At 34.0% G+C, this 19,761-nt stretch carries 19 protein-coding genes and 1 other annotated feature; of the genes, 3 read left to right on the plus strand and 16 right to left on the minus strand.

Annotated elements, in window-relative coordinates:
• Window positions 1–7: 7 nt before the first annotated feature.
• From EYR00_RS14145 to EYR00_RS14155, 3 genes are all read right to left on the minus strand, one after another.
• A complete protein-coding gene (locus tag EYR00_RS14145) occupies window positions 8–862 on the minus strand; it encodes a YitT family protein (RefSeq protein WP_003539614.1) in 855 nt (284 codons plus the stop codon).
• 110 nt (window positions 863–972) lie between these two features.
• Window positions 973–1,863 carry a PHP domain-containing protein gene (locus EYR00_RS14150; protein ID WP_003539612.1) on the minus strand — a complete coding sequence of 297 codons (891 nt, stop codon included), beginning with the start codon at window positions 1,861–1,863 and terminating at the stop codon, window positions 973–975.
• Window positions 1,864–2,850, minus strand: a complete 987-nt coding sequence (locus EYR00_RS14155) for an ROK family protein (RefSeq protein ID WP_003539611.1) — start codon at window positions 2,848–2,850, stop codon at window positions 1,864–1,866. It abuts the gene before it with no gap.
• Between the two features lie 130 nt (window positions 2,851–2,980).
• Here EYR00_RS14155 and EYR00_RS14160 point away from each other — a divergent pair, with 130 nt between their 5' ends.
• Window positions 2,981–3,538: a TetR/AcrR family transcriptional regulator C-terminal domain-containing protein gene (locus EYR00_RS14160; protein WP_003539610.1), complete on the plus strand. Its 558-nt coding sequence runs from the start codon at window positions 2,981–2,983 to the stop codon at window positions 3,536–3,538.
• Between the two features lie 110 nt (window positions 3,539–3,648).
• Window positions 3,649–5,340 (plus strand): oleate hydratase, encoded by a 1,692-nt coding sequence (locus EYR00_RS14165; protein WP_003539607.1) that lies wholly within the window; start codon window positions 3,649–3,651, stop codon window positions 5,338–5,340.
• A 12-nt stretch (window positions 5,341–5,352) separates the two neighbouring features.
• On the opposite strand, the gene EYR00_RS14170 is transcribed toward EYR00_RS14165, so the two are convergent.
• The 11 genes from EYR00_RS14170 to EYR00_RS14220 all read right to left on the minus strand — a co-directional run bounded on the left by EYR00_RS14170 (window position 5,353) and on the right by EYR00_RS14220 (window position 16,792).
• Window positions 5,353–5,469, minus strand: a complete 117-nt coding sequence (locus EYR00_RS14170) for an LPXTG cell wall anchor domain-containing protein (RefSeq protein WP_008792698.1) — start codon at window positions 5,467–5,469, stop codon at window positions 5,353–5,355.
• A gap of 21 nt (window positions 5,470–5,490) precedes the next feature.
• Window positions 5,491–5,994 (minus strand): hypothetical protein, encoded by a 504-nt coding sequence (locus EYR00_RS14175; RefSeq protein ID WP_003539605.1) that lies wholly within the window; start codon window positions 5,992–5,994, stop codon window positions 5,491–5,493.
• A 121-nt stretch (window positions 5,995–6,115) separates the two neighbouring features.
• Window positions 6,116–7,798 (minus strand): biosynthetic-type acetolactate synthase large subunit, encoded by a 1,683-nt coding sequence (gene ilvB / locus EYR00_RS14180; protein ID WP_003539603.1) that lies wholly within the window; start codon window positions 7,796–7,798, stop codon window positions 6,116–6,118.
• 14 nt (window positions 7,799–7,812) lie between these two features.
• On the minus strand, window positions 7,813–9,486 hold the full coding sequence (ilvD, locus tag EYR00_RS14185; RefSeq protein ID WP_003539601.1) for a dihydroxy-acid dehydratase: 1,674 nt from the start codon (window positions 9,484–9,486) through the stop codon (window positions 7,813–7,815).
• Between the two features lie 12 nt (window positions 9,487–9,498).
• Window positions 9,499–10,581 (minus strand): 3-isopropylmalate dehydrogenase, encoded by a 1,083-nt coding sequence (leuB, locus tag EYR00_RS14190; RefSeq protein WP_003539599.1) that lies wholly within the window; start codon window positions 10,579–10,581, stop codon window positions 9,499–9,501.
• 5 nt (window positions 10,582–10,586) lie between these two features.
• Window positions 10,587–11,066, minus strand: a complete 480-nt coding sequence (gene leuD, locus EYR00_RS14195) for a 3-isopropylmalate dehydratase small subunit (RefSeq protein WP_003539597.1) — start codon at window positions 11,064–11,066, stop codon at window positions 10,587–10,589.
• Window positions 11,066–12,340, minus strand: a complete 1,275-nt coding sequence (gene leuC / locus EYR00_RS14200; protein ID WP_003539595.1) for a 3-isopropylmalate dehydratase large subunit — start codon at window positions 12,338–12,340, stop codon at window positions 11,066–11,068. Before leuC ends, leuD begins: the two co-directional genes overlap by 1 nt.
• A gap of 98 nt (window positions 12,341–12,438) precedes the next feature.
• Window positions 12,439–13,455: a ketol-acid reductoisomerase gene (gene ilvC, locus EYR00_RS14205; protein ID WP_003539587.1), complete on the minus strand. Its 1,017-nt coding sequence runs from the start codon at window positions 13,453–13,455 to the stop codon at window positions 12,439–12,441.
• A gap of 20 nt (window positions 13,456–13,475) precedes the next feature.
• On the minus strand, window positions 13,476–13,985 hold the full coding sequence (gene ilvN / locus EYR00_RS14210) for an acetolactate synthase small subunit (RefSeq protein ID WP_003539586.1): 510 nt from the start codon (window positions 13,983–13,985) through the stop codon (window positions 13,476–13,478).
• A gap of 17 nt (window positions 13,986–14,002) precedes the next feature.
• The gene (gene leuA, locus EYR00_RS14215; protein ID WP_003539584.1) at window positions 14,003–15,679 is read right to left on the minus strand and encodes a 2-isopropylmalate synthase; all 1,677 of its coding nucleotides are present in this window, start codon (window positions 15,677–15,679) and stop codon (window positions 14,003–14,005) included.
• Between the two features lie 73 nt (window positions 15,680–15,752).
• Window positions 15,753–16,004, minus strand: a binding site (T-box leader).
• Between the two features lie 164 nt (window positions 16,005–16,168).
• Window positions 16,169–16,792 (minus strand): CpXC domain-containing protein, encoded by a 624-nt coding sequence (locus EYR00_RS14220; protein ID WP_003539581.1) that lies wholly within the window; start codon window positions 16,790–16,792, stop codon window positions 16,169–16,171.
• 159 nt (window positions 16,793–16,951) lie between these two features.
• Here EYR00_RS14220 and EYR00_RS14225 point away from each other — a divergent pair, with 159 nt between their 5' ends.
• Window positions 16,952–18,157: a CapA family protein gene (locus tag EYR00_RS14225; protein WP_003539579.1), complete on the plus strand. Its 1,206-nt coding sequence runs from the start codon at window positions 16,952–16,954 to the stop codon at window positions 18,155–18,157.
• A gap of 36 nt (window positions 18,158–18,193) precedes the next feature.
• Here EYR00_RS14225 and EYR00_RS14230 read toward each other — a convergent pair whose 3' ends face one another.
• Together EYR00_RS14230 and EYR00_RS14235 are read right to left on the minus strand one after the other, a co-directional pair.
• Window positions 18,194–18,913 carry an ABC transporter permease gene (locus tag EYR00_RS14230; protein WP_003539578.1) on the minus strand — a complete coding sequence of 240 codons (720 nt, stop codon included), beginning with the start codon at window positions 18,911–18,913 and terminating at the stop codon, window positions 18,194–18,196.
• Window positions 18,910–19,761: an ABC transporter ATP-binding protein gene (locus tag EYR00_RS14235; RefSeq protein ID WP_003539576.1), complete on the minus strand. Its 852-nt coding sequence runs from the start codon at window positions 19,759–19,761 to the stop codon at window positions 18,910–18,912. The genes EYR00_RS14230 and EYR00_RS14235 overlap by 4 nt, the downstream gene beginning before the upstream one ends.

A 19,761-nucleotide genomic window follows, 5' to 3' on the forward strand; every position in this document is an offset into this window, starting at 1 on the left:
ATTATTTTTATAATGGTGCATTGTAAAAACGACCAACATATTTTTCTGACTTACTTACATTAATAATTATCTTGGGGTCAACTTCTTTTAAAGCAGTAACAACATCATCAACCTCATAACTTGAAACAATTGCCGTTAACATAGAAACCGGCGTCTTAGAATATCCACCCATTCCATCTAAAGCTGTAATCCCATGATGAAAATTTTTGCAATATATTGCCATAACATCATCTTTGTTTTTTGTGAAAATCTGCATCATTACACGTTTATAACGGGTATGAAAATTAGAAACTGTTTTTGTTGACATAAATTGGAATAAAATTGAATATCCTGCTGCCTCAAAACCAAAAATATATCCAAATACACACAACATTATTGTATTAAAAATGAACACTTGATTCCAGATTTCCTTTCCGCTCTTATTGGAAACATACAATGCTATAAAATCGGTTCCACCACTTGAAGCATTACCTTTCAAAGCAATTACAATACTTCCGCCAAACATAAATCCACCAAAAATAACATTTAATATCTTGTCATCAAATAATGGAACTTGTGGCATCAATGGTAAAAACAACGATGTCAGACCAACCTGCAAAAGCGAAAAGAAAACAAATCGTGGTGATATTTTTTTTGCACAAAATAAAGCTACTGGGATATTTAAAAACAATAAGCCAATTGAAGTAGGTATATTGTGCCCGATTAGTTCAGCAATCATATCGATCATTATTGCGATTCCCATAAATCCGCCTGATAAAATCCCGGCTGGCCGAACTAAATTTTTTGTTGCAAAAGCCATGATTAACGATGATAAAAACACAGCACCAAAGCTAATCAAGCATTTCTTCTTTTTTATATCCATGTTACTGATCCCCTTTTATACGCCCCGATTATAGCACAGTGATTGTATCAATTAAAGAACAATTATAATTTATTTTTGATAAAAAAGAGCGCTCCATTACGCTCTTATAATTAGATTAATTTATATTCTTTTAATTGATTTTCAATATCATGTTCATCGATCGTACAGCGACATTCACCAAGCTCAATTGCCGGCTTAGTTTTACCATGATAATCACTACCACATGTAATCAAAATCTGATGTTTTTTTCCTGCTTGATAGAAATATTCAACTGTTTCAGGACTATGATAATTACTAAAAGCTTCAACCCCTTCTACACCTAATTCCACCATCTCATCAAAAATCTCAAATTTACCTTTTAAATTATTCCCAGGATGAGCTAAAACAACTGTTCCTCCATGCCTCTTGATTAAATCAATCGTTTCTTTTAAAGTCGGATAAACTATTTCTGTATAACATGGTTTCCCTTGAGCATAGAAATCCCAATAAAAATTAACATATGGATTATCGCTACGTTCTCCCCCGCTACGATATGGTTTTAATAAAGAATTTTCATTATAACGTTGATCATTTAATAATACTTCACCAAACATTTCCCCCGTATAAACACCATTATCACTTAAAGCATCTAACGCTGCTTGATCAACATCAAAACCTAACATATTTGTTAATTTTACCTTTTCTTTTGAACATGCTAGTTCTTGGTTCAATACATTTTCTTCTAACGTCACGAAATCCGCATGATGATAATCAACCCCATAACCTAAAACATGTAGGTTGATTCCCTTATAAGTACAGTCAATTTCGACACTAGGAATATATTTAATATTTAATTTAGCTGCTGCTTCTTTCGCTTCATCAATCGCTTTAACACTATTATGATCAGCAATTGCCATAACCTTAATTCCTGCTTTGTGGCATTGTTCAACTAATTGAGTCGGAGTAAATTCACCATCATCACTATATTTTGAATGCATGTGTAAATCAATATACTTTTCCATTTATCTATCTCTCTTTCGCATTTTATTTTTTAATACTTCAATTCCTAAACTATACAATCCATCTTTAATTAATTGATCTAAATTATCGATATCAATAATTTTAGGCCAATGTTCTGCGGGTAAATAATTAATTAATTGACTCGAATCAAACTCTTTAAATACATCACTGCAAACACCAATAATTTCCGGATTGATAACACAACAAATCGTTGCTAATTGTTTTAATAGTAAATCATTTGGAGCTTTAAACAACATTTCATCTTGCTCATGATGGCTCATAAACGGCAAATATGATAGTTCACCCGCAAAGTTAGAATATCCGCTGCATAATCGATGATTAATTAAAATACCACATCCAACATATTTAATCTTAGGCTGATACATTAACGCTAAATTGTTAGCATTTGGATAATGAATTCCAAACCCTATGCTAGCCGCATTAACATCATTGTCCATTATTATATCAAGATTGAAATGCTCTTTCAGCAGCTTTAACAACTCACAATTTCGTAACGCTTCAAAATCACAAATTCCAACTTTTCCATCTTTACACACTCCCGGGATACTTAGTGCTAGCACTGTTACTTTATAATCATCACAAATTAAATTACTTATGGCTTCTAGTAATTCATCGATTGAACCCTCTTCACTAATAAGCTTTTCTTCCTTTAAAATATTCCCTAATAAATCTGTAATTTTAACAAGAAAATAATAATATTGATCATCTCTTTTTAAACTTACGTTACCTAAATGATAATAATCTTTATTTAGAATATATTGTTTTGATTTGCGACCACCAGTTGACTGCGCTTCTCCAACAAGCTTAATTTCATCATCTTTTAGTAATAATTGTAAGATGTTTGTTGTTGCTGCAAGTGATAGACCAGTATGTTTAGCTAAATCGTTTTTAGTCCAAATTTCACCATTATAAAAACATAATCGTACTTGATGAATATTATTCGTTTTTAATTCTGTAATTTTAACCAAATATCTCCCCCCTTTTTTTGCCTTTCGTCACAATAAAATGAAAGATTATATACTTATTATAACAAGATTATTATTAATGTAAATGTTTTATTCATAAAAATTTGTTACAATAATCATCGAGGTGAACTATATGTCTGATTCTTTAATCACTAAACGGGCTTTGGCTAAAACTTTAAAAGAACTTTGTCAGTATCGAAACTTTGAAAAAATTTCCATTAACGATCTAACTAATAAATGTGGTCTAAATCGTCAAACTTTTTATTATCACTTCCAAGATAAATATGATTTATTACAGTGGTTATATTATGATGAATTATTTGCAGATATCGAGAATATCATTACTTTTGACAACTGGGATCAATGTCTATTAACAGTTTTAGAAAAAATATATCAAGAAAAAGATTTTTATATTAGCACTATCAATACCAACGAACAATATTTTTATCATGATCTATATAATCTGGCTCAGAAATGTTTTTATGATGCGATTACTAAGCTTGATGTAAACAAAACCGTTTCCCCACAAGAAAAGAATTTTTTTAGTGAATTTTATGCTTATGGAATTGCCGGAACAGTACTCCGCTGGATAAAAACCAATATGAAAAATGAGCCTGCAAAACTTGCACACGGACTAAAAAAAATCGCTACTCAAAGTGAAACTTTTGCTGCTAGTTTATTAAATAATTAGACAATTAATTATATCTGTCTAGTATTTAGACAAAGTTAAATCTTTGTTTAAATACTTTTTATTTTTTCTGGCTATACTAGTATTTGTTAGAAGAAAGAAGGATATTAAAAATGAAAACTAAAACAAAATTATTAACTGGAGCAGCTCTTCTAGCTGGAGCTGGAGCAGTTGCAGCAAAGAAATACGCTGATAACAAAGATACAGTTAGAAAACCTGTTGAAATTACAAACCAACAATTTTATTTAATTGGTGGCGGGCTTGCCAGTATGGCCGCGGCTGCCTATTTGATTCAAGACGGTCATGTTGATGGTAAAAATATTCATATTTTTGAAGGCATGAAAATTCTTGGTGGTAGTAATGATGGTGCCGGATCAATTAAAGATGGATTTGTTTGTCGTGGCGGACGAATGTTAAATGAAGAAACTTATGAGAATTTTTGGGAATTATTCGATCGAATTCCTTCACTTGACCATCCTGGTCAAAGCGTAACTAAAGAAATACTAGATTTTGATCATTTACATCCAACTGAAGCTCGGGCACGTTTAATTGATCGTCATGGAAAAATTCTTGACGTTAAGTCAATGGGCTTTGATAATAACGATCGCTTAACTTTAGGAAAATTAATGATTACTCCTGAATCTAAACTTGATGATATTACGATTGAACAATGGTTTAAAGATGCACCTCATTTCTTTACAACTAACTTCTGGTATATGTGGCAAACAACTTTTGCCTTTCAAAAATGGTCAAGTGTTTTTGAATTAAAACGCTATATGAACCGCATGATTTTTGAATTCCCACGTATCGAAACATTAGCCGGCGTAACAAGAACACCATATAATCAATTTGAGTCAGTTATTTTACCAATCAAGAAATACTTAGATAGTCATCATGTCAACTTTGTAACAAACGCTACTGTTACAGATATTGATTTTAAAGATGATGATACTATTACTGTTAAAGTGCTTTACTTAAATAAAGATGGCAAAGATGAAAAAATCATTCTCAATGATAATGACATTTGTATTATGACTAATGCATGTATGACTGACAGTGCTACCTTAGGAGATTACAAAACTCCTGCTCCTAAACCTCTTGAAAAACCAATTTCTGGCGAACTCTGGTATAAGGTTGCCCAAAAGAAACCAAACCTCGGTAATCCTGAGCCATTCTTTGGTAACATTAAAGAAACAAACTGGGAGAGTATTACTGTGACATTTAAAGGAAATAAATTCCTTAAAATAATTGAGGAATTCTCAACTAACATCCCTGGTAGTGGTGCTTTAATGACCTTTAAAGACTCATCATGGCTAATGTCGATGGTCGTTGCAGCCCAACCGCATTTCAAAGCACAAGATGCTAACACTACAATTTTTTGGGCTTACGGCTTATACACTGATCGTTTAGGCGACTATATTAAAAAACCAATGAAAGATTGTACTGGAGAAGAAATTTTTGATGAATTACTATATCATCTTCATTTAATTGATCGTAAAGAGGAAATTAAAAAAGACATCATCAATGTCATTCCATGTATGATGCCATATGTAGATGCCCAGTTCCAGCCTCGAAAAATGAGCGATCGACCTCATGTTGTTCCCAAAGGATCTACTAACTTTGCGATGATTTCTCAATTTGTAGAAATCCCTGAGGATATGGTCTTTACCGAAGAATATTCTGTAAGAGCCGCAAGAATTGCAGTTTATACATTACTAGGAATCAATAAACCAATCTGTAAGGTCACACCATATAATAAAGATCCTAAAGTCTTGAAAAAAGCTTTAGAAACCGCTTATCGCTAGCGGTTTCTTTTTTTATTTTTGTTTCTTTTTGCGATAAATCAATACTCCTGCGATAACAACGATAGCAATTACCATAATTACTATGTATGGTGTAATATTTGTATTATCACCCGTTAACACTACATTCATTTATATTCCCCCTTTTCCTCATTACGCTTTAACATAGCGATCTTTTTTTCGCATTTCTTCAACTTGAAATTGTTTTTTAATTTTCTCAAGGTTAATTGCAAAATATTTTTCAATCGCCCAACGATCATCCATTGAAATAATCTCCAATAAATTCATCGGATCATATACATAGATATGTAATTCTGCAAATTTCTTTATCAATGATACAACCCCTCGAAAACTTCTAAATTCTAAAGTAAATAATGAACCATCATGAAAATAAATATTTAAATCAATTTGATAAATTGTCGCACGATTAATAGTGATTCGTGTTGCTGCACCTGTGGATAAAGTCATCTTTACTTTTTCAATCTCATTAAAATAAACGCTCCTATCTTTAGCATTTAGATGATTAACCGGCATTAATACAAAACGCTCATTCTCCACAATCACCTTGAATAATCCAAGAATACTACTACCGTTTTTTGTTAACCTGTCAATTTGCTGATCATCATAATCATAGACACATTTGTATACGTTTTGCATTGTCTTGCCTCCTTATAACCTTATCCTATATTTCAATTATTACACTTGATATTTAGATTTTCAATGCATATTATAATAAATACTTTTAAAAAACAAAAAGATAGTAATTAAAAATTACTACCTATTGTTTATTCTTTAAATCAGTATCGTCAAAAGCTTCCGCAATTGCACCACCTGGAGCAACCATCGGGAATACTTTATCATCTTTACCAATCATACATTCAATCACTACAGGACCGTCATGCTCCATTGCAATTTTGATTGCTGAAGCAACTTCTTCTTTAGTTGTAACTTTAATTGCTTTACAACCTAAACCTTCAGCAACTTTACAAAAATCAACTTTATCTTCGAGAATTGTGTTGGAATAACGTTGTCCATAGAACAATGTTTGCCATTGACGAACCATTCCTAAAACTTGATTATTCATAACGACTTGAATTACTGGAATATTATAACGGCTTAGAGTTGCTAATTCATTTAAATTCATTCTAAAACATCCGTCTCCAGCAATATTAAAGACAGTTTGGTGGGGATTAGCTAATTTTGCTCCCATTGCTGCTCCTAAACCAAATCCCATGGTTCCAGCACCACCTGAAGAAATAAATTGACGAGGGCGACGATAATTAAAGTATTGAGCCGCCCACATTTGATGTTGTCCAACATCAGTACAAATTATTGCTTCACTATTAGTGAGATAATCAATTTGTTCAATTACATAAGGACCTGTTAAACCTTCATCATCATAACTTAAAGGATAACGTTCTTTTAAATCACGAATTTCTTTTAACCATTGAGGATGATTTTGACGTGTTAATTTTTCATTAAGTTCTTTAAGTACATTTTTAGCATCACCAACGATCCCTAAATCAACAACAACATTTTTATTAATTTCAGCAGCATCAACATCAATATGAATAATCTTTGCATCTTTAGCAAAACGATTTGTATCTCCAGTAACTCGATCAGAGAACCGAGCCCCTACAACAATCAATAAATCACATTGACTAACCCCAAAATTTGAGGCTTTTGTTCCATGCATCCCTAACATTCCAGTATAACGAGGACGGGTATTATCATATGCGCCTTTACCCATTAAAGAATCCGTAACAGGAGCATCAATTTTTTCTGCAAATTCTTTCAATTCGCTGGCCGCATCACTAGCGATTGCCCCACCACCAACAAAAATAAATGGTTTTTCACTTGCTTCAATCATCTTGATAGCTTGATCTAATTCTTGAGCACCATAAGTATATTTACGTGGTTCGATCACTTCTGGAACAATTGGCTCAAAATCAAATTTAGCCGCTGTAACATCCTTAGTTATATCCACTAATACCGGCCCAGGACGACCTTCGCTCGCAATATGAAAGGCTTTACGGATCGTTGGTGCCAAATCTTTAATATCTTTAACAATAAAATTATGTTTAGTAATTGGCATAGTAACTCCAGCGATATCAATTTCTTGGAAGCTGTCACGCCCAAGCAGCGATACTGCAACATTAGCAGTAATTGCAACTAATGGTGTTGAATCCATGTAAGCCGTAGCAATCCCTGTAACCAGATTCGTAGCTCCCGGCCCAGAAGTCGCCATACACACTCCAACCTTTCCTGTTGAGCGCGCATAGCCGTCAGCAGCATGGGCCGCACCTTGTTCGTGAGATGTTAAGATATGATGAATCTTATCTTGATATTGGTATAAAGCATCATAAATATTTAGAATTGTTCCACCTGGATAACCAAACACTGTATCAACACCTTGTTCAATTAAACATTCAGCAACAATTTGGGAACCTGTTAATAACATTTAAATACCTCCCTCTACTTATTTTTTTGTACTTCTAAAATAGCACCACGATCACCTGAAGTTACCATTGCCGCATATCTCGCTAGGTAACCAGTCGTTACTTTTGGTTCTCTTGGCTGCCATTTAGCTTTACGTTTTGCCATTTCTTCATCAGAAATTTTTAAATTGATTTTATATTCAGGAATATTAATTTCTATAATATCGCCTTCTTCAACTAAAGCAATCGGTCCACCTACTGCCGCTTCAGGTGAAACATGTCCAATCGAAGCTCCACGAGATGCCCCTGAGAATCGACCATCAGTAATTAAGGCTACTGTTGATCCTAAGCCCATTCCGGCAATTGCAGAGGTTGGATTCAACATTTCGCGCATTCCAGGCCCACCCTTAGGTCCTTCGTAACGAATCACAACAACGTCTCCCGCTACGATCTTACCACCTTTAATTGCTTCAATCGCATCTTCTTCACAATCAAAGACCCTTGCAGGACCACTATGTTCCATCATTTCCGGCACAACTGCTGAGCGTTTTACTACACTACCATCAGGCGCTAAATTTCCCGATAAAACAGCTAATCCGCCTGTTTTACTATATGGATTTTCAATTGTTCGAATTACTTCAGGATCAAAGTTAACTGCATCTTTAATATTTTCACCTACTGTTTTACCAGTAACAGTCATACAATCAAGATTCAATAAATTTAATTTACTGATTTCTTTCATTACTGCATAAATACCGCCTGCTTCGTTCAAGTCTTCCATATAAGTAGGTCCAGCTGGCGCCAAATGGCAAAGATTAGGTGTTTTTTCACTTATTTCATTAGCAAACTTTATATTGAAATCAAAACCAATTTCATGAGCAATAGCTGGCAAATGTAACATTGAATTAGTTGAACATCCCAACGCCATATCCATCGTTAAAGCATTCATCATTGATTCTTTAGTGATAATATCACGAGGACGAATGTCTTTCTTTAACAATTCCATAATTTGCATTCCCGCATGTTTAGCTAATTTAATTCTTTCAGAATAGACAGCAGGAATAGTCCCATTCCCACGAAGCCCCATTCCTAACACTTCAGTCAGACAGTTCATTGAATTAGCCGTATACATCCCAGAACATGAACCACATGTTGGACAAGCATGATTTTCATAATAACGAACTTCTTCCTCATCAATTTTACCTGCACTATAGCTTCCTACCGCTTCAAACATTGATGATAAACTAGTTTTTTTACCATGTACGCGTCCAGCTAACATTGGCCCCCCAGAAACAAAGATAGTTGGTATATTGATCCTTGCAGCCGCCATCAATAATCCTGGTACATTTTTATCGCAGTTGGGTACCATAACTAAAGCATCAAATTGATGAGCTAAAGCCATTGCTTCAGTACTATCAGCAATTAAATCTCTAGTTACTAACGAATACTTCATTCCAATATGTCCCATAGCAATTCCATCACATACCGCAATAGCCGGGAATTCTCTAGGTACTCCACCCGCTAGGGCTACTCCCATTTTTACTGATTCAACGATTTTATCAAGATTCATATGTCCAGGGACAATTTCATTATATGAACTAACAATTCCAATTAACGGTTTATCCATCTCTTCTTCAGTTAAACCTAAAGCATTAAATAATGATCGATGTGGTGCCTGCTGCATCCCTTTTTTTACATTATCACTTTTCATTTTCTATCCCCCTTATAAATTTGCAACAATTAAGTCACCCATTTCTTTAGTTCCTACTAAAGTTTTATTATCTGACATGATATCACTTGTTCGATATCCTTGTTGTAATACTTTTTCAATTGCATTTTCAATCACTTTCGCTTCATCATCTAGATCAAACGAATAACGAAGCATCATTGCAGCTGATAAAATAGTAGCAATTGGATTAGCAATATTTTTACCAGCAATATCAGGCGCACTACCATGACTTGGTTCGTACATTCCAAATTTATCAACACGTAGTGATGCACTTGCCAGCATCCCAATCGAACCTGTTACCATACTAGCTTCATCACTTAGAATATCCCCAAACATATTCTCCGTCAAAATAACATCAAATTGTTTTGGATCCTTTACCAGTTGCATTGCACAGTTATCAACTAACATATGCTCCAGCACAACTTCAGGATAATCTTTTGCAACTTCACTTACAACTTTACGCCATAATCTTGAAGTATCAATAACATTAGCTTTATCAACACTCGTGACTTTTTTATTACGTTTCATAGCAATATCAAACGCTCTTTTAGCAATTCTTCTAATTTCAGTCTCACTATAACTCATTGCATCTCGAGCCACTAATTCACCATTTTCTTCTTTCGTTGAACGTTCACCAAAATATAACCCACCGGTAAGTTCACGCATGATCATCATGTCAAACCCACCCTCAGTTAATTCTTCCTTCAAAGGACAAGCACCCTTTAATTCATCATATAAGACCGCCGGTCTTAAATTAGCAAACAATCCTAACTCTTTACGAATTTTCAATAACCCCGCTTCAGGACGAAGATTCGGTTCTAATTTATACCAAGGTGATGTTGTAGTATCACCACCAATTGACCCAAGTAAAACACTATCACTATTTTTAGCAATCGCCAACGCCTCATCAGTTAGAGGAACGCCATGAACATCGATTGAAGCACCACCCATTAAAATTTGAGTATAATTAAATTTATGATTATATTTATCAGCGATAGCATCTAAAACTTTCATCGCTTCAGTTACAATTTCTGGTCCGATTCCATCACCTTTTATTACAGCAATATTTTTTTCCATTATCCTTACCCCTTTTTACTATTAACATAGTTGACTAAACCATCTAATTCAATCATCTTTTGTAAGAACTCTGGGAAAGGTTGACTTTGATAAGTTTCACCTTTTGTAATATTAGTAATTAAACCAGTGGTAAAATCTACTGTAACTTCATCACCTTGATTAATTCCTGCTACTGCTTCTGGACATTCCATGATTGGAAATCCAATATTAATTGAATTACGATAGAAAATACGAGCAAAACTTTCTGCAATGACGCATTTAGTTCCTGCTGTTTTTAAACATAGAGGAGCATGTTCTCTTGAAGAACCGCAACCAAAATTTTTTCCAGCAACAATAATATCACCCGATTCAACCGTTTTAGCAAAATCAGGATCAATATCCACCATCGCATGACTAGCTAATTCTTTAGCATCAAATGAATTTAAATAACGTGCTGGAATAATTACATCCGTATCAACATTATCACCATATTTATATATTTTCATTATTCTTCACCTACTTTTTCAGGATTTGCAATATATCCCGCAATTGCACTTGCGGCTGCTACTTCTGGAGAAGCTAAGTAAATTAACGCTTCTGTGTCGCCCATTCGACCAACAAAATTGCGGTTAGTTGTAGAAACACACTTTTCACCTTTAGCCATAACTCCCATATGTCCACCCATACAAGGTCCACAGCTTGGGGTATTAAATGCACATCCAGCTTCAACAAAAATTTCTGCTAAACCTTCATGAATACATTGAACAAAGATTTTCTGAGTCGCTGGAACAACCATTACACGAACATTTTTAGCTACTTGTTTTCCCTTAAGGATTGCTGCCGCTTTACGTAAATCAGACAAACGCCCATTCGTACATGAACCAATTACGACTTGATCGATCATAATCTTATCCATTGCTTCAATTTCATCAATCGTATGCCCATTCCCTGGTAAATGTGGGAAAGCTACTGTTGGTCTAACTTTACCTAAATCTATTTCAATCACTTCATCATATTCAGCATCCTCATCAGCTTCATAGACAGCATATTCTTTCACTGAGTGTTTTTCCATATAAGCAATCGTTTGCTCATCAACAGGAAAAATCCCGTTTTTAGCCCCAGCTTCAATTGCCATATTACAAATCGTAAAACGATCATCCATTGTTAAGTGTTGAATTCCTTCACCAACAAATTCCATACTTTTATAACGGGCCCCATCAACTCCAATACGAGTAATAATATCCAAAATAATATCTTTACCACTAACAAATTGACTAGGCTTTCCGGTTAAGACAAATTTGATTGCACTAGGCACTTTAAACCATAATTCACCAGTTGCCATTCCTGTTGCAATATCAGTAGTTCCAACACCAGTTGAAAAAGCTCCTAAAGCGCCATAAGTACATGTATGTGAATCAGCCCCAATGATACATTCACCAGCGACAACAATTCCTTTTTCTGGTAAAATTGCATGTTCAACCCCACATTTACCTTGTTCCATATGATGAGTTAAACATTGATCATTTGAAAAATCTAAAATTGCTTTAGAGTTTTCAGCCGACTTAATATCTTTATTTGGTGTAAAATGATCAGGAACTAAAATCACCTTATCTTTATCAAAGACTTTGTCAGCCATTTGATGAAAAATTGGTAATGCCATCGGTCCTGTGATGTCGTTAGCCATTACAACATCAAGTTTTGCTTCGATTAGCTGCCCCGCCACAACTGCGTCTAATCCTGCATGTTTTGCTAATATTTTTTGTGTCATTGTCATTGCCACTTTTATATTCCCCCTTATCTTTACCTTTGTAGGTTGTAATTAGGGAGTAAGAAATTACTCCTTAATTACAACACACAAAAGTGTGTTGTTATAATAAATTAGTTATTGATTAATTTATCTTCATCAGACCAAGCGTATAATTTTCTTACATCTTCCCCAGTTTTTTCAGAAATATGTTCGCTTGCTAATTTTCTCATTGCTTTGAAATGAGCTTGTCCACCAGCTTCAGACATATCTAATAAGAAGTCTTTAGCAAATGTACCATCTTGAATATCTTGTAATACCTTTTTCATTGCTTTTTTAGTATCTTCTGTGATAATTTTTGGTCCTGTAATATAATCACCATATTCAGCAGTATTTGAAATTGAATATCTCATTCCTGCAAAACCTGATTGGTAAATTAAATCAACGATTAATTTCATTTCATGGATACATTCGAAATAAGCATTTCTTGGATCATACCCAGCTTCAACTAATGTTTCAAAACCAGCTTGCATTAAAGCACAAACTCCACCACATAATACTGCTTGTTCACCAAATAAATCAGTTTCTGTTTCTGTTCTAAAATCAGTTTCAAGAACTCCAGCTCTTGCTCCACCGATAGCTAAAGCATATGCTAAAGCAACATCTTGAGCACGACCAGTAGCATCTTGTTCAACAGCGACTAAGCAAGGTACACCTTTACCAACTTGGTACTCACTACGTACTGTATGTCCAGGTCCTTTTGGTGCAACCATAGTTACATCAACATTCTTAGGTGGTACGATTTGTCCAAAATGAATATTGAAACCATGAGCAAACATTAACATATTTCCTTCTTCTAAGTTTGGTTCAATTGATTCTTTGTATAATTTAGCTTGTAATTCATCATTGATCAAAATCATGATGATGTCAGCTTTTTTAGCTGCTTCAGCAGAAGTATAAACTTCAAAACCTTGTTCTTCAGCTTTTTTCCAAGATTTAGAACCTTCATATAAACCGATAATTACGTTTACTCCTGATTCTTTCATATTTAATGCATGAGCATGTCCTTGAGAACCATACCCGATCACGGCAACAGTTTTACCGTCTAATAAAGATAAATCACAATCTGATTCATAAAAAATTTTAGCCATTTTTTCTAATCCCCCTATTTCTATTTGTTATGACTTTCTATATCAATTTCGCCAAGACCACGTTTGATACCAGATAATCCGGTTCTAACCATCTCAACAACATTGAAACCTTCTAACATGGCAAGCAGTCCATCAATCTTTGACTGATCTCCTGTTACCTCGATTACTAATGATGCTGGTGCAACATCAATAATCCGTGCTCTAAAGATATCGGCAATGGAAACAAGTGACGAACGTTGTTTTTCATCAGCCTCAACTTTAACTAAAACTAATTCCCGGTATACCGATTCTTCCGGTTTCAATGGGAAAATTTCAATTACTTCGACTAGTTTACCTAACTGTTTTTCAATTTGATTTAAAATCAATTCATCACCAACAGCCACAACCGTCATGCGTGAAACATTAGGTTCATTGGTCTTGCCAACGCTTAAACTTTCAATTCCATAACCACGACGACTAAATAAACCAGCCACTCTGCTTAATACACCTGGGTTATTTTCCACTAATAACGATAATACTAAACGATTCATGTTCGGCTCCTTTCCACTTATTTTAGCGTCTTATACAGACGATTCATTCCAGATATTATCGCTTTTACAGTTGCAGTTGTAATATTTGGATGAATCCCCACTCCGTATTCTTGTCTAGCACTTCCCTTAGCTCTTAAATAAACATAAGCCGCTGCTTTTGAGCTTGATCCTGAAGTTAATGCATGTTCACTATAATCTAATAAGTGTGAATGCATTTCTGGAAGTGAGTTTAAAGCATTTTTAACAGCATCGATTGGTCCATTACCATATCCTGTTAAAGTTGTAACTTCACCATGCGCCTCAATCGTAATCTCAGCACGACGTTCAAACTCACTATCATCTTCACTTATATCAATCAGCTTTTGTTTAATAAAGCGATAAGGTTCATCAATATCTACATATTCTTCAATGAATGTATCGTAGACTCTTTCTGGAGAAACTTCTCCTTCTTCTTCACTTATATCTTGAATTACTTTAGCAAAATCTACTTGTAATCCTTTTGGTAAATGGAAACCATACATACTTTCCATTACATATGCTACACCACCTTTACCAGATTGTGAATTAATACGCACAATCGGTTCATATTGGCGGCCTAGATCACTAGGATCAATCGGCAAATAAGGTACTTCCCAAATTTGACTGTCACGTTCATGCATTGCATGAGTTCCTTTATTAATTGCATCTTGGTGACTACCTGAAAATGCGGTAAACACTAACTTTCCTACATATGGTTGACGAGGTGGGATTTCCATTTTCGTTACTTTTTCATAAACATGTTTTATATTATTGATATTGCTCATATCTAGTTTTGGATCAATTCCTTGGGTAAACATATTTAAGGCTACTACGACAATATCAAGATTTCCTGTTCTTTCACCATTACCAAATAGTGTTCCTTCAACACGATCAGCTCCTGCCATAATTCCTAATTCAGTAGCCGCTACACCACAACCACGATCATTGTGAGTATGCAACGATACAATGACACGATCACGATCACTAAAGTGAGTACACATCCATTCAATTTGATCAGCATACACATTAGGTGTTGCCATTTCTACTGTTGACGGTAAATTGATAATTACTTTATTATCTTTAGTAGCGCCCCATTCATCCATCACCGCTTCACAAACTTCTAAGGCATATTCCAGTTCAGTTCCAGTAAAACTTTCTGGTGAATATTCAAGAATTACTTCCCCATCAAATTCTCTACTTAATTCTTTGACTAATTTAACACCATCGACTGCAATCTGTTTAATTTCTTCTTTACTTCGATTAAAGACGACATCACGTTGTAATACTGAAGTTGAATTATAAACATGAACGATTGCTCTCTTTAATCCTTTTAATGATTCAAAAGTCTTTCTAATTAAATGTTCACGTGCTTGAGTTAGAACTTGAACAGTCACATCATCAGGAATTAAATTTTCATCAATCAAAATTCTTAAAAAATCATATTCAATTTGACTAGAAGAAGGAAAACCAACTTCTATTTCTTTAAACCCCATATCAACTAAAAGTTGAAACATTTCGACTTTTTCTTCGATTTTCATAGGGGTAATCAACGCCTGATTGCCATCACGTAAATCTACAGAGACCCAAGTTGGCGCTTTTTCAATTTGTTTATCCGGCCAAGTACGTTCTTTAAAGTTGATTGGTTCAAATCTCTTATACTTTTGATAATTCATCATTTTTTCTTCCTCCCTTTTGCATAATAAATACTTATAAAAAAACTCTCGCACTCAAAATGACAGACTATGTCATTTTGAGGACGAGAGTATAGTAACCCCGTGGTTCCACCTCAATTTATTAATACCTCACGATATTAATCTCACCAAGTACGCTATTATATATAGTTCATACTTTTGCTAGATAACGGTTGCACTCCGTAGCCACCTACTTGATTCAGCGCTCCACTCAAGGATGAGTTCAACAAATCATCAACAATTCTTTTCACCACCCAGAATCTCTCTATGCTCGATAAATTTATTTACTAGTTCCTATCAAAGTATTTAAGTTATGTTACTGAATATAATAGCCCGTAATTTTGTCGAAGTCAACCCTTTTTCATAAATTTTATAGATAATTAATTATCTGATTAATAATTAATTATTTCACAAGTCGATTCAATATAAAAGTCCTGATTTTATCAAGTATTTTACCAATATCATCTATTTATTCTAATGACAATTTAGTTTCAAATTATTGAACTTATTTAGACGTAAAACCGTTCTAGAAGCAAAGAGCCTATCTACTATATAATCATTAGCCAAACAACGATTATACTTCTTTGTTAAAGTCAAATAATCTTGCTTATTAAACATAAATATCTTAATAACTTCATTATCTGGATATAATAAAACAAACTCTAGTCCTTGTCCATCTCTTAATACCAATTGATAAGACGCTTTGCTCCTTAAAGTAGTTTGAATATTATGTTTCATTATCTCAACAATTCGATCATCTAAACCATTTTCTTTAATAACGATTTTTTCTTTTAATTCACTTACACTTTTTACAAAACGAAGTTGATAAGCGGTTAAATCTATTTTCACTTTCTTTAAAAAACGGTGTCCATCATGGCTCAACACCACCGCATATTTTAATTTCTCATCATAATACATACATTCATACGAAATCCTTTGATAATGTCCACAATGCGGACAACGATATAAAAACAAATCTTCTTCAAAAATATTCTGTTTTGCCTCTAAATCTTGTCTATTAATTATTGGATATAACTGTTTTTCCCCAACCCCTAAGCAATGAACACAGGTAACTTCCAGCTTAATCTCATTAGTCATCTTTCATTCCTCCTCAATGTCCTTGCATACATTCTACTAAACTAAATAAATCTAACTACCAAATCTTCTATAATTTATCTTAAGAATATGCAAAGATTTTTCAGCTTATTTAAGACAATTAGCATGATTGATCATGTTACAATATAAAGGGTGATAAAAATGTCAAAGAAAAAATTAAAACTAAAACGTCCAATTAAAATATTTCTTAATTTTCTCCTGCTTTTATCCCTCGTAACGGGGACGTATTTATTTATCAATAGAAAAGAAACATCAATCAAATCACCAAACAAATCCACTTCTACTAAAAGGCCAAGAATAGTTAATGCATCTTTTATCGGCGATTTATTATATGAACAGCCATACTATGATTGGATTGGAACAAGTTACAATGATAAAGGCTATTATGACTTAGTAAAACCATATTTTTTAAATGACGATCTAACATTAGCCAATATGGAAGTCCCTATCGGCGGCAAAGGATTAGGAGTATCCGGAACTGGTTATAGTTTTAATGCTCCTGAGGAAATTGGTAATCAAGTTATCGCTATGGGTGTCGATGCTGTTAATCTTGCTAATAATCATGCTAACGACGCGGGTCCTCAAGGACGTATCAATACATTAAGCTTCTTTAAAAAACACCAGATTCTAACAACCGGAATCTATGAATCAAAAGAAGTCCGAACACAAATCCCTACAAAAACCATAAATGATATAACCTTCAGTTTTCTTGGCTACACTTATAAAACTAATAAGCCTGATAATCAAAACAGAGAACTGATTGGTTATTATCGCAACCTTGACACTATGAAACTCGATAATGCTCATAAAGAAATCATAAAACAAGAAGTTGCACAAGCAAAACAGCTTAGTGATATAGTTATCGTTAGTGTTCATTGGGGCAATGAGTTTACATATGCTGTCAATAGTGAACAAAAAGAATTAGCTAATTATCTAAACGAATTAGGGGTTGATGTCATTATCGGTCATCATTCACATTGTATTCAGCCAATTGAATGGTTAGAAACTACCAACCATAAAACACTTGTTGTATATTCATTAGGATCATTTATTTCAGCTGATAATCAGGTAACTAGAGCAACACCAGAATTTGCCAATGCATATAATGTTTCAATGATCCTGCAAATAACTTTTGAAAAGAATAATAATTCTACCATAATTAAAAATATTAATTCTCTCCCAGTCATCAACTATTATGATCAAAAATTTGAAAATTTTAAATTGGTGCCTATAGATAAATATAATGAAAAATTAGAAAAAAGTCATAATCGTTATTCAAAAGGATTAACTAAAGACTTCATTACCAATAGTTTTAACAATGTGATTGATCAACAGTTTAAACAATAAAAAGCACTAAATCAGCTTGTACTAATTTAGGCTTTTTTAATCTTCTTTTCTTATCTGCTTGATCTTGAAACTTGCTACAATTAGCATTATCATAAAAATTATTAACTGAACAGCCACATTAAGCCACAAAAAATCATTTGTACACATTAATTCAAATCCCCATGTGGCCGGTAAAATTCTGCCTATCACCTGTAATACGTTAGGGAGCATTGCTACAGGGAACATTATTCCTGATAACATGATCGACGGTAAAAAAACTAGTTGCGTTGCCATTCCCATTTTCGCTGCACTTTTGAAAAATACACCAAAAACCATTCCAATACTCAAACTAACTATGATAAATAAAATCACCCCCAATAAATATATAAAAATATTTTCAGGTATTTGTGCTTTAAAAATAATCGGGGCACTTATTAAAATTATCAAACTCATCACAAATAAATGCATAATCCCAGAAATAAAATTACTTGCGGCAATCGTCCATAAAGGAATCTTTCCTACCTGATAAGCCTTTTTTATGTCACTATGATAAAATTCCACTAACGGATATGGAGAACCTAAGACTCCACCCATGGTAATAGCAAAAACACTCATTACTTGAATTATCGTTTTATCAGCATCGGGCAAAATCGATATAAAACCCCCCCCAATAAACAAATAAAAGACTAAGGGAACCACATAATAATGAACTAATAATTCTTTACTGCGAAGATTTAATTTCCAGTTTAATCCAATTTGATAGATGAAAGCCCTCATGATTGCACCTCTTTTAAAAATCTTTCTTCCAGCTTTGGCTGAACAGTATTTATTTCCATAATTTTAATACTTTGTTCCTCGGTTAATTGAATAATTGCTTTTAATGTTATCTCTAAGTTTGTAGTCTCAAAGATATAATACTCCTGTTCCTGAGAAACTATTTCAAACTGCTCATTTAATCGGGGCACCTTTGAAAAACGAACCTTTAATTTAAATTTACTTTGCATTGTTTGATGCAATTGATCAGGAGCCCCAATAAAAACAATTTTCCCATGATTTAATACTCCGATTCGATCACACAACTCTTCAACCTCGGTCATATCATGACTCGCTAATAAAATTGTTTTACCTTGGGTTTTTAGTCGTTTAATTTCTTGGTGGATACTGTTACGTCCCTCAACATCAAGTCCTGCAGTTGGCTCATCAAGTACAATAATATCGGGGTGTCCTAATAGCGCAATTGCAAGATGTAAACGACGCTTTTGTCCTGTCGATAACTGGTGATATTGCTTTTTTAGAAAAGCTTTAATTCCTAAATAAATAAAATAATCGTCAGTCACCTCAAGATCTTGCCATTTTGCAAATAACATGATTGCTTCTTTAGCGGTAATATCCGCTGGTAATGATGATGATTGCAGTTGAACCCCCAGCTTACCATTTATTAAAATTTTACCTGTATCGTATCGTCGAATCCCCTCTAAACATTCTAATGTCGTTGTTTTCCCCGCACCGTTTGTGCCAAGTAAAGCAAATATTTCCCCTTTAACAACAGTAAAACTAATATTTTCTAAAACCTGATGTTTACCATAAACCTTACCAAGATTATTAATCTGCAATGCAATATCCAT

Origin of the sequence: Thomasclavelia ramosa DSM 1402 (genome assembly GCF_014131695.1) — a bacterium.
In the GTDB taxonomy this organism is placed as follows: Bacteria; Bacillota_I; Bacilli_A; order Erysipelotrichales; family Coprobacillaceae; genus Thomasclavelia; species Thomasclavelia ramosa.

Excerpts from the sequence above, each read along its gene's own strand:
- EYR00_RS14145 (WP_003539614.1), bottom strand. The coding sequence starts at position 862 with ATGGATATAAAAAAGAAGAAATGCTTGATTAGCTTTGGTGCTGTGTTT.
- EYR00_RS14150 (WP_003539612.1), bottom strand. The coding sequence starts at position 1,863 with ATGGAAAAGTATATTGATTTACACATGCATTCAAAATATAGTGATGAT.
- EYR00_RS14160 (WP_003539610.1), top strand. The coding sequence starts at position 2,981 with ATGTCTGATTCTTTAATCACTAAACGGGCTTTGGCTAAAACTTTAAAA.
- EYR00_RS14165 (WP_003539607.1), top strand. The coding sequence starts at position 3,649 with ATGAAAACTAAAACAAAATTATTAACTGGAGCAGCTCTTCTAGCTGGA.
- EYR00_RS14170 (WP_008792698.1), bottom strand. The coding sequence starts at position 5,469 with ATGAATGTAGTGTTAACGGGTGATAATACAAATATTACACCATACATA.
- EYR00_RS14175 (WP_003539605.1), bottom strand. The coding sequence starts at position 5,994 with ATGCAAAACGTATACAAATGTGTCTATGATTATGATGATCAGCAAATT.
- ilvB (WP_003539603.1), bottom strand. The coding sequence starts at position 7,798 with ATGTTATTAACAGGTTCCCAAATTGTTGCTGAATGTTTAATTGAACAA.
- ilvD (WP_003539601.1), bottom strand. The coding sequence starts at position 9,486 with ATGAAAAGTGATAATGTAAAAAAAGGGATGCAGCAGGCACCACATCGA.
- leuB (WP_003539599.1), bottom strand. The coding sequence starts at position 10,581 with ATGGAAAAAAATATTGCTGTAATAAAAGGTGATGGAATCGGACCAGAA.
- leuD (WP_003539597.1), bottom strand. The coding sequence starts at position 11,066 with ATGAAAATATATAAATATGGTGATAATGTTGATACGGATGTAATTATT.
- ilvC (WP_003539587.1), bottom strand. The coding sequence starts at position 13,455 with ATGGCTAAAATTTTTTATGAATCAGATTGTGATTTATCTTTATTAGAC.
- ilvN (WP_003539586.1), bottom strand. The coding sequence starts at position 13,985 with ATGAATCGTTTAGTATTATCGTTATTAGTGGAAAATAACCCAGGTGTA.
- leuA (WP_003539584.1), bottom strand. The coding sequence starts at position 15,679 with ATGATGAATTATCAAAAGTATAAGAGATTTGAACCAATCAACTTTAAA.
- EYR00_RS14220 (WP_003539581.1), bottom strand. The coding sequence starts at position 16,792 with ATGACTAATGAGATTAAGCTGGAAGTTACCTGTGTTCATTGCTTAGGG.
- EYR00_RS14225 (WP_003539579.1), top strand. The coding sequence starts at position 16,952 with ATGTCAAAGAAAAAATTAAAACTAAAACGTCCAATTAAAATATTTCTT.
- EYR00_RS14230 (WP_003539578.1), bottom strand. The coding sequence starts at position 18,913 with ATGAGGGCTTTCATCTATCAAATTGGATTAAACTGGAAATTAAATCTT.
- EYR00_RS14235 (WP_003539576.1), bottom strand. The coding sequence starts at position 19,761 with ATGGATATTGCATTGCAGATTAATAATCTTGGTAAGGTTTATGGTAAA.